This window comes from Alistipes sp. CHKCI003 (assembly GCF_900021155.1).
In the GTDB taxonomy this organism is placed as follows: Bacteria; Bacteroidota; Bacteroidia; order Bacteroidales; family Rikenellaceae; genus Alistipes; species Alistipes excrementavium.
Genome location: NZ_FCNT01000075.1, coordinates 100,158 through 109,994 on the forward strand (window position 1 = coordinate 100,158; position 9,837 = coordinate 109,994).

A 9,837-nucleotide genomic window follows, 5' to 3' on the forward strand; every position below is an offset into this window, starting at 1 on the left:
GAATATTCGTTCTATCTTTTCCGGAAATAGTCTACCGCATTGCGGAAGATCGCCTGCTCGCGGTTGCCTGCGATGTTCTTGAACAGATCCTTCGCGTAGCGCTCCGTGTGGCCCATCTTGCCGAGTATCTGTCCGTCGCGCGAGACGAGGCCCTCGATGGCATAGTTCGATCCGTTGGGATTGTAGGGCGCCTCGGCCGTCGCATGGCCGTCGGGCCCGGCATACTGGAAAGCCACCTGTCCCGCCGCGAAGAGTTCGCGGGCCAGCTCTTCGCCCGCCACGAACTTGCCCTCGCCGTGGCTCACGGCGATCGAGTGCAGATCGCCGACTTCGAAACCGCTCAGCCACGGCGAATTGGTCGAAGCCACGCGCGTGGTTACGATCTGCGAGACGTGGCGGTTGATGTCGTTGCGGAAGAGCGTCGGCGACGCCTCCGACACCGTGCCGAGCCGTCCGTAAGGCAGCAGACCCGACTTGACGAGCGCCTGAAAGCCGTTGCAGATGCCGAGGATGAGGCCGCCGCGGTCGAGCAGTCGGTGAATCTCCTCCTTTATCTCCTCGTTGTTGAGCACGTTCACGATGAATTTCGCGCTTCCGTCGGGTTCGTCGCCCGCCGAGAAGCCGCCGCAGAGGGCCAGAATATGACACCCGGCGATGCGCCTCTTCATCTCGCGAATCGAACGCAGGATGTCGTCGCCCCCGAGGTTGCACACGACGCTCGTCTCGACCTCGGCGCCGGCGCGGCGGAAGGCGCGCGCCGTATCGTAGTCGCAGTTCGTACCCGGGAAGACGGGCAGATAGGCCACCGGCCGCTCCACGGCTTCGCCCTTGTAGACGAACGTGCGGCGCTCGGGCACGACCTCCAGAACATGTCCGCCGCCGGGTCCTCTGTCGGGATAGACCTGCGCGAAACGCCCGGTATTGGCCTCGTAGAGTTCGTCGAGCGGCATCCGCACGCCGTCGATCGTGAGCGCCTCGTCGGCGACCGTACGGCCGATGAGTTCCGCACGGGGATGGTCCAACTCGCCCGCGCACTCCGCGAGGATCGAACCGTAGGCGTAGTCGAAGAGCGCCCCTTCGTCCATTCGGACCTCGGCGCCGATCCGGTTGCCGAAGGACATTTTGGCCAACCCTTCCGCCACGCCGCCGAAGCCGACGGCCCACGCCGAGCGGATGCGGCCCGCTTCGATCTCTCCGCTGACGAAGCCGAAGTTCTCCTTCAACTGCGCCGTATCGGGCATACGGTTCGCCTTGGGCGTATGTCGGATCAGGTAGAGGTTGTTTCCCGCCTGCTTCCAGTCGGTCGAGATCACCCGCGAGGCACCGACCGTCGTGATGCCGAAGGCCATGAGCATGGGCGGCACGTTGATCCCTTCGAACGTCCCGCTCATCGAGTCCTTGCCGCCGATCGAGGGCAGCCCCAGCTCCACCTGCATCTTCAGTGCGCCCAGCAGCGCCGCCAGCGGCTTGCCCCACGACCCGGGATTCGAAGTCATCCGTTCGAAATACTCCTGATAGGAGTAGCGCATGCGGTCGAAGCGCGCACCCGCGGCCACGACCTTAGCCGCCGCCTCCACCACGGCGTAAGCCGCGCCGTGATAGGGACTCCACGACGCAAGAAATGGATTGTAGCCGAAAGCCATGATGCTGGCCGTGTCGGTCTCGCCCTCCACGGGCAGTTTCTGCACCGAGACCTGCGTCTCGGACCGCTGGGTGCGGCCCCCGAAAGGCATCAGCACGGTCGAGGCGCCGATCGTGGAGTCGAACATTTCGATCAGCCCCTTCTGCGACAGGACGTTCCGGTCGGCGAGGTTGCGGCGCATCCGCTCGGCCAGATCCGCGCCCTCCACCGTGCGGCGGAACGGATCACGGCATTCGACCGCACCGACCGCAGCCTCGGCATAGTGCTTGGCACCTGCGCTGTCGATGAACTTCCGGTCGAGGTCCACGACCAGAAGCCCCTTATAATACATGCGCATGCGGTTCGTATCGGTTACGTCCGCGACATGCGTTACCTCGATATTCTCCTCGCGGCAGTAGCGGCAGAACTCCTCGGCGTCCTTGGCTTCGACGACCACCGACATACGCTCCTGCGACTCGCTGATGGCGAGCTCCGTAGCGTTCAGACCGCTGTACTTCACCGGCACGCGGTCGAGGTAGATGTCCAGTCCGTCGGTCAGTTCGCCGATCGCCACGCTCACGCCGCCTGCGCCGAAGTCGTTCGACTTCTTCACCAGTCGCGTCGCCTCCGGGCGGCGGAACAGCCGTTCGAGCTTGCGCTCCTCCGGAGCATTGCCCTTCTGCACCTCGCTGCCGCACGTTTCGAGCGACTTGCCGGTGTGTTCCTTCGACGAGCCCGTGGCCCCGCCGATCCCGTCGCGGCCCGTGCGGCCGCCGAACATCAGCACCACATCGCCCTTAGCGGGCTTCTCGCGCCGCACGTACTCCGCTTTCACCGCCCCCACCACGGCACCGACTTCGAGCCGCTTGGCGACATAGCCGTCGTGGTAGATTTCACGCACGTGCGTGGTAGCCAGACCGATCTGGTTGCCGTAGCTCGAATAGCCTGCCGCGGCCTTCTTCGAGATCACGCACTGGGGCAGCTTGCCCGCGAGCGTCTCCGCCACCGGCTGATAGATATCGCCCGCACCCGATACGCGCATGGCCTGATAGACATAGGCGCGGCCCGACAGCGGATCGCGGATCGCGCCGCCCAGACAGGTCGACGCGCCGCCGAAAGGTTCGATTTCCGTGGGGTGGTTGTGGGTTTCGTTCTTGAATTGCAGCAGCCACCGCTCGGGACGGCCGTCGACCTCCACGTCGACATAGACCGAGCAAGCGTTGTTCTCGTCGCTCACCTCCAGATCGTCCAGCAACCCCCGCTTGCGCAAAAAGCGGGCGCCGATCGTGGCCAGATCCATCAGGCAGAGGCTCTTATGCTCGCGGCCCAGCTCGCGGCGGATCGAGAGGTACAGAGCGAGCGAATCCTCGATCTCGTCCTTTGCGAACGACTCCTCGACGGTGATCTTCTCCAGTTCGGTCGTAAAGGTCGTGTGGCGGCAATGGTCGCTCCAGTAGGTATCCAGAATGCGCAGCTCCGTCTCGTAGGGATCGCGGCCTTCGCGGCGGAAATAACCGACCACCTCGGCGAGGTCGTCGGCATTCATCGCCAAGCCCTGCGCTTTGCAGTAGTCCGCCAAGTCGGCCTCCTCCATCCGTCTGAACCCGTCGAGCACCGGCACGGGCTTCACCGCGGCCTGCTCCGCGTCGTCCAGCACCGCGAGGTCCTTTTCGCGGGACTCGACGGCATTGATGTAGTAACGGCGGATGCGGCCGAGCGCCTCGTCCGACAGATCGCCGTCGAAAACGAGCAGCTTCGACGATTTGATCCGCACGTCGGCCTGCGGGTCGATCAGCCGCACGCAATCCACGGCCGAAGCGGCCCGCTGATCGAACTGGCCGGGCAGACACTCCACGGCCAGATACCTCGTGCCCGCAAGATCGCACTCGTCCGTAACGCGATCGGTTACGACCTCGCCGAAGACGGCATAACGGCTCTTCTCAAGCAACTCCTCCGTGAAACCGAAGAGGTCGTAGACATTCACGAGACGCAGCGTGCGCAGGCCGAGATCGAGGTTGTCGTTCAGCTCGCGGCGCAGGCTTTCGGCCTCGACCTGAAAACAGGATAATTTTTCGACGAAAATGCGGTAATTCTTCATTTATCTGTTGATTTTCTTTCTTCCGTTTCCGGCCCCCGGCAGAGCCCGAACTCGCGCTCGCCTCTGCGCCCGGCTCAGCGAAACGGCTGGTTTATCTTCTTCCGTTTTCCCGCCCCGGCAGAATGCGGAAAGGTTCGGCACCGCGCACGGCCCGACCAGACGGTCGAGTTAGCGGCCGCTACCTGACGAACCGGCCGGCCCACTCCTTTTCGTAGCGCGACAAGTCCGTACCGACCATCGTAATGTGGCCCATCTTGCGTTTGGGGCGGCTCTCCGTCTTGCCGTAGATGTGCACGTAAACGCCTTCGTGCGCTTCGTCCGCCACGGTTTCGGCGGCCGCGAGGTCCTGTCCGAGGATGTTCTTCATCACCGTCGGCGCCGTCAGGCGCGGCTCTTCGAGCGGCATGCCTGCCAGAAAACGCACCAGTTCGCGGAACTGGTTGGTCGAACAGCCCTCGATCGTATAGTGGCCGCTGTTGTGCGGACGCGGGGCCATCTCGTTGAAATAGACCTCGTCGTCTTTGACGAAATACTCGATGGCCAGAATGCCGCGGTAGCCGCACTCGCGCATGAAGCGCCGGCTCTCGTCCGCCATCCGGCGGTGCAGCCCGTCGCTCATGTCGGCAGGCACGACGCAGAGGTCGAGGATGCCGTCGCGGTGGATGTTGCGCCCCACGGGGAAGCAGACCGCCCGCTCGCCGTCCGAGACCGTGATGACGCTCGCCTCGAAATCGAAGCGCACGAACTGCTCCAGAATGCAGGGAACGGACAGCATGGGCAGCGCCTTCCGGACGTCCCGCTCCGACCGGAGCACCATCTGCCCGTGGCCGTCGTAACCGAGCGTGCGGGTTTTCAGCACGGCGGGCAACCCGATCCGCCGCACGGCCTCGCGCAGCGAGGCTTCGTCGTGCACGGGTGCGAAAGCAGGGGTTTTCAGCCCGTGTTCGCGGGCATTCACCTTCTCGCGCAGACGGTCCTGCGAATCGTAAAGGGGCCGGAAACCCTGCGGAATGTTGTATCTTTCGCACAACGGCACCAGAATATCGCCCGGGACATTTTCGAATTCGTATGTAACCGCATCGCAGCGGCGGCAGAGCCTTTCGAGCGCCGCCGCATCGTCGAACGCCGCCACGATGCGGTCGTCCGTCTCGCGGAAAGCCGGAGCGTCCGGCGCCGGATCCAGCGCTACGCTCCGCACTCCCAGCCCGTGGGCCTGTTGCGCGATCATCAGCCCGAGCTGGCCGCCGCCGATGATGCCGATCGTTTTTTCAGTCAAAACCCTCTCTGTTTATCTGTGGTCCATGAATTCGTTCCGCGGACTACAACTCCGCCTTCAGCACGTCGGCCGTCTGCGCGGCACGGAAAGCGTCGAGCTTCGCCGCCAGCGCCTCGTCCTGCAGCGCGAGGATCGAGACGGCGATCAGCGCGGCGTTCCGGGCGCCGTTGATGGCCGTGGTCGCCACGGGTACGCCCCCGGGCATCTGCACGATCGACAACAGCGAATCCAACCCGTTGAGCGCCCGCGACTTCACGGGTACGCCAATCACCGGCAGCGGCGTCATGGCCGCCGTCATGCCGGGCAGGTGGGCCGCTCCTCCGGCTCCGGCGATAATCACGCCGATGCCGCGTTCGCGGGCCGTCTTCGCATAGTCGCACATCAGATCGGGCGTGCGGTGCGCGCTGACCACCCGTTTTTCGTACTCGACCCCGAAACGTTCGAGCGTTTCGACGGCATCCGCCATCACCTCCCAATCGCTCGTCGAGCCCATGATTACACCGACTTTTTTCATATCTTTTTCGAATTTCATCCGAACCGTAAAGCGAAACCGCCACGACACGAGAGGTCATGGCGGCATCCTGTCTATCCGAGCACCCTGCATCCGGACACTCCCTGCCGAACCGGCGTACGCATACGGCCGGACATCCGCCGCAGATGCTTGCGGCACGCTGCGGAATGATACGCAGGATTTTTGCCCTGCTGCCGTCCGCGCCGTATCCTATTCGGGTAGTGTTCCATCGGGTACCGTCTTTACACCGTACAAAAATAACGACTTTCCACGATACTGCCAAACTTATCGGAAGATTCTATCGACAAATTTTGAACATTCGCGCCCCGTGCAAGGAAGCGTCCGTTTTCCCGCACGGACGCCGGAATGCGGCCGCACGGACGGCAAAAACAGGGCGACCGAGAGCTTATCCCCGCACAACACGCGAACGGTCCGCGGCGGTCGACGCCGCGGGCAGGCAAGGCTCCCGGCCGCACAGCCCGAACGCTCCCGTAACGCCGCCGAACCATGCCGCCCCCATCGCACGGGCACCGGTCATCCAACGGGTCTCTGCCGGCCGACTTTCCGGAACGGAATCCTCCGAAACACCTCGGCGACCGACGGTACGGTGCGGATACGGTTCGGGCGGATGCGCACCGCAGGTATTCGCACGACTGCCCCGCTCCCTCGTGCGCCCCGCTCCTCAGTTCCGGCGGCGGCAATACCCGATCCGCCCGGGAAGTGCCCGGCGCAGGTCGAACACGTCCGCCCCCATAGGGGAGCGAAGTCTTCGGGAAACATTCGCCTCCCGCCGGCAAATCCCTGCCGCCCGGAATACGCATGCAACAGCATGCACACGTCCGCAACACCCCGCAGAGGCGAAACCCGCAAAAACGTCCCCCCCCACAACGGCAGGCCCGCATCTATTTGGGTCGGCTCTCGCAATAAGCGCAGCGCCAGCCGTCGCCCGTCTTGCGGAACAGGCGGTCCACATCCTCCGTCGCCGAGATGCAACGGCGGTTGGGACACTCCATCTCGTTGACCGAATAGGGTTCGGAGAAGACGGGCGTCCGCTCGAAGGGCCGATTCCCGTCGGCCCAGCGGAGCAGCGTATGGATCAGCGCCATGCGCACGAACTTACCGTTCTCGACCTGTCGGAAATAGGCCGCACGCGGATCGTTGTCCACCGCCCGCGCGATCTCGTTCACGCGCGGCAACGGGTGCAGGACGATCATATCCTTCTTGGCAGCCCTCATCTTTTCGGGATCGAGCACGAAGCTGTCTTTCACGCGGTCGAACTCCTCCTCGTCGAGGAACCGCTCCTTCTGCACGCGCGTCATGTAGAGGATGTCCAGCTCGGGCATCACCTCCTCCATCGTGCGCACCTCGCGGAACTCGATGGCCGACCGTGCGCGCATCTCCTGCAACATGTAATCGGGCAGGCGCAGCTCCTCGGGAGCGATCAGGATCGCCCGCACCCCCTCGTAGCGCGAGAGGGCCTTGATAAGCGAGTGGACCGTGCGGCCGAACTTCAGGTCGCCGCAGAAGCCGATCGTCAGATGGTCGAAACGGCCCTTTTCGCGTTTGATCGTCAGGAGGTCCGTGAGGGTCTGCGTGGGATGCGAATGGCTGCCGTCGCCGGCGTTGATTACGGGGATGCCCGCATACTGCGAAGCCACCAGAGGCGCCCCCTCTTTGAAGTGGCGCATGGCGATGATGTCGGCGAAGCAACGGACGACGCGCACCGTGTCGGCCACCGTCTCGCCTTTCGAAACGGACGACGACGCGGCATCGGAAAAACCGATGACCGTACCGCCCAGTTCGAGCATCGCCGAGGTGAAACTCAGGCGCGTGCGGGTGCTCGGCTCGTAGAAGAGCGTGGCCAGCTTGCGGCCTTTGCAGGATTCGCTGTATTGCTCGCGGTGGGCGATGATGTCCTCGGCCAGCGCGATGATCCGCTCGGTCTCGGCGACCGTCAGATCGGTGGGATCGATCAGGTGTCTCATTAGGTTTATTCATTTAACTGTCGGGGAGCCGCTTCCCGTTGCAAAAAAAACGCCGGTTTTATCTTCCGTTTCCCCGTTTGCGCAATCTTCGGCCGAGTTCGGACCGAACTCGGCCGGGCGGATACGCCGGATTTCCGGCGAAAAGCGCTCCCGCCGGTGCGCCGTCCGACACGGCGGACCGCATTCCGGCCGCCGGCCGCCGGCAGACCGCTATTTCATCCACGATTCGTCCGACGGATCGTCGCGGAACCGCAGCAGACGCGCCTTGTCCTCGGCTTTGATATACCCTTCGTCCGCGGCCACTTCGACCAGCGCATCGAGGTTCGAGAGGCTGTGGTTCTCGACGTTCGCTTCACGCAGACGATCCAGTCCGCGCTGCATTCCGTAGGTGAATATCGAGGCCACGCCCAGCACCTCGGCACCGGCTTCGCGCAACGCTTCGACCACCTCGATGCACGAACCGCCCGTCGAAATGAGGTCTTCGATCACCACGACCTTCTGTCCCTTTTCGAGCCGGCCCTCGATGCGGTTGCCGCGTCCGTGGTCCTTCGAACCGCTGCGCACGTAGCCCATCGGCAGGCCGAGGATCGTGGCCGTGATGGCCGCATGGGCGATACCGGCGGTCGAGGTGCCCATCAGCATTTCGGCCTCGGGATAGCAGGTCCGCACGATCCGGGCGAGCCCCGCCTCGACATGTTCGCGCACCTCCGGAGCACTGAGCGTCAGTCGGTTGTCGCAATAAATGGGGCTTTTGATACCGCTCGCCCACGTAAACGGCTGCTCGGGGCGCAGGAACACCGCGCCGATCGAAAGCAGATCTTTCGCTATTGATTTCTCCATCATCTTCGTATTTCGTATTACGTATTTCGGTTTTTTCTGGGTCCCGCTCTTCCCCCGCCTCTTCCCGCCCGGCGAACGGCAGGTATTGCGCAAGCGCGGAAAATCCGCCCGCCGGAGGTACGCCCCCCGATGCCCGCGCCCCGTCCGAACGAAGCGCGGACGATTCGACGCAGTCGGAAGGAACCCGGCATTCCGCTTCCTTCCGCCTCAACGCACGCCAAGCGGCGACGAGCCGCGGACGAAAGGAAACAGGCAAACGACGGCGGACGCATCTTCCGGGTTTCGCCCGACACGGCTACGGACCGCGCCTACTCCAGCGCCTTGCGCAGGACGGACTCCACTTCGTCGGAATAGATACCGCCCTCGTGGATCTTCCGTCCGTCGATGTAGAAAGTCGGCACGTAGTAATAGTCGTAGCGGTCGGCTACCTCGGGCTGTTCGGTCTCCTCGATCATCTCGATCTCGATCGGCCGCAGCTCGGGATGCGCGGCCTTGGCCGCGTCGATGTACTGGAGCGCCTTCTTGCAGAAGGGGCACTGTTTCTGGTAGAAAAGCGTGATTTTTTTCATTCTGTCATTCGTTTACGAATTCGCCGACGCACCGGCGGTAGGCCTCTACGGGATCGGGCGACGCGGTGATGGGGCGCCCCACGACGATGTAGTCCGAGCCGATCTCCCGCGCACGGGCGGGAGTCGTTATGCGCACTTGGTCGGCTGCGTCCGAGTCTGCAAAACGCACGCCGGGAGTTACGGTGAGGAACTCCGCTCCGCAGGTTTCGTGCACCATGCCCGCTTCGAGGGGCGAGCAGACCACGCCGTCGAGTCCCGCCTCGCGGGCGTTGCGGGCGTAATGCACGATCGTGTCGTTCATCGGCGCCCCGATCAGCAGCTCGCGCCGCATGCGCTCCTCGCTCGTGGAGGTGAGCTGCGTAACGGCGATCAGCAGCGGCCGCGAACCGTCGGCGCGCGTCAGTCCCTCGACCGCGGCCCGCATCATCTCGACCGTGCCGGCCGCATGGACGTTGCACATGTCCACGTCCAGCCGCGACAGCACGGCCATCGCCTTCTTCACCGTATTGGGAATATCATGCAGTTTCAGATCGAGGAAGATCCGGTGGCCGCGGCGCTTGATCTCGCGCACGACGGCGGGCCCTTCGGCATAGAAGAGCTCCATACCGATCTTGAGGAAAGGTTTGCGCGGCTCGTCGCGGAACAGATCGAGGAATTCGAAGGTCTCTTCGGCGCTCTTGAAGTCGCAGGCGATGATTACATCACGATTCATAGCTATATTTTCTCTGTTTTCCATGGTTATCCATTCGTTTTCGTACAGTCGTCTCATGATGCGGCGGGCTCCTTTACCTGCGGTCCTGCGGGGCAAAACGCTGCGGCGCCTCCTCCCGGCGGTCTTCCACGGATCGGAAGCGCCGGTCGCAAAAGAATCGGTCTCCGGGAGAAGGGAGGGGCGAAGACGCCAAGTCCTTATTTTATCTAAAACATAACTAAGTAC

The 9,837-nt window shown here is 63.5% G+C and carries 7 protein-coding genes; all 7 read right to left on the reverse strand.

The window, feature by feature from the left end; translation table 11 throughout:
* Positions 1-11: 11 nt before the first annotated feature.
* Complete coding sequence (locus BN3659_RS09995; RefSeq protein ID WP_091536649.1) at positions 12-3,719, reverse strand: phosphoribosylformylglycinamidine synthase; 3,708 nt, start codon at positions 3,717-3,719, stop codon at positions 12-14.
* Positions 3,720-3,897: 178 nt separating this feature from the next.
* Entirely contained in the window at positions 3,898-4,995 is a 1,098-nt protein-coding gene (gene purK / locus BN3659_RS10000; protein ID WP_091536651.1) for a 5-(carboxyamino)imidazole ribonucleotide synthase, read from the reverse strand.
* A 43-nt stretch (positions 4,996-5,038) separates the two neighbouring features.
* Complete coding sequence (gene purE / locus BN3659_RS10005) at positions 5,039-5,509, reverse strand: 5-(carboxyamino)imidazole ribonucleotide mutase (RefSeq protein ID WP_091536653.1); 471 nt, start codon at positions 5,507-5,509, stop codon at positions 5,039-5,041.
* An 899-nt stretch (positions 5,510-6,408) separates the two neighbouring features.
* Positions 6,409-7,491, reverse strand: coding sequence for an aspartate carbamoyltransferase (gene pyrB / locus BN3659_RS10010; RefSeq protein WP_091536654.1), 1,083 nt, complete (start codon positions 7,489-7,491; stop codon positions 6,409-6,411).
* A 210-nt stretch (positions 7,492-7,701) separates the two neighbouring features.
* Positions 7,702-8,331: an orotate phosphoribosyltransferase gene (gene pyrE / locus BN3659_RS10015; protein ID WP_091536669.1), complete on the reverse strand. Its 630-nt coding sequence runs from the start codon at positions 8,329-8,331 to the stop codon at positions 7,702-7,704.
* 308 nt (positions 8,332-8,639) lie between these two features.
* Complete coding sequence (locus tag BN3659_RS10020) at positions 8,640-8,900, reverse strand: glutaredoxin family protein (protein ID WP_091536656.1); 261 nt, start codon at positions 8,898-8,900, stop codon at positions 8,640-8,642.
* A 4-nt stretch (positions 8,901-8,904) separates the two neighbouring features.
* Positions 8,905-9,612 (reverse strand): orotidine-5'-phosphate decarboxylase, encoded by a 708-nt coding sequence (gene pyrF / locus BN3659_RS10025; protein ID WP_091536657.1) that lies wholly within the window; start codon positions 9,610-9,612, stop codon positions 8,905-8,907.
* Positions 9,613-9,837: the final 225 nt, after the last annotated feature.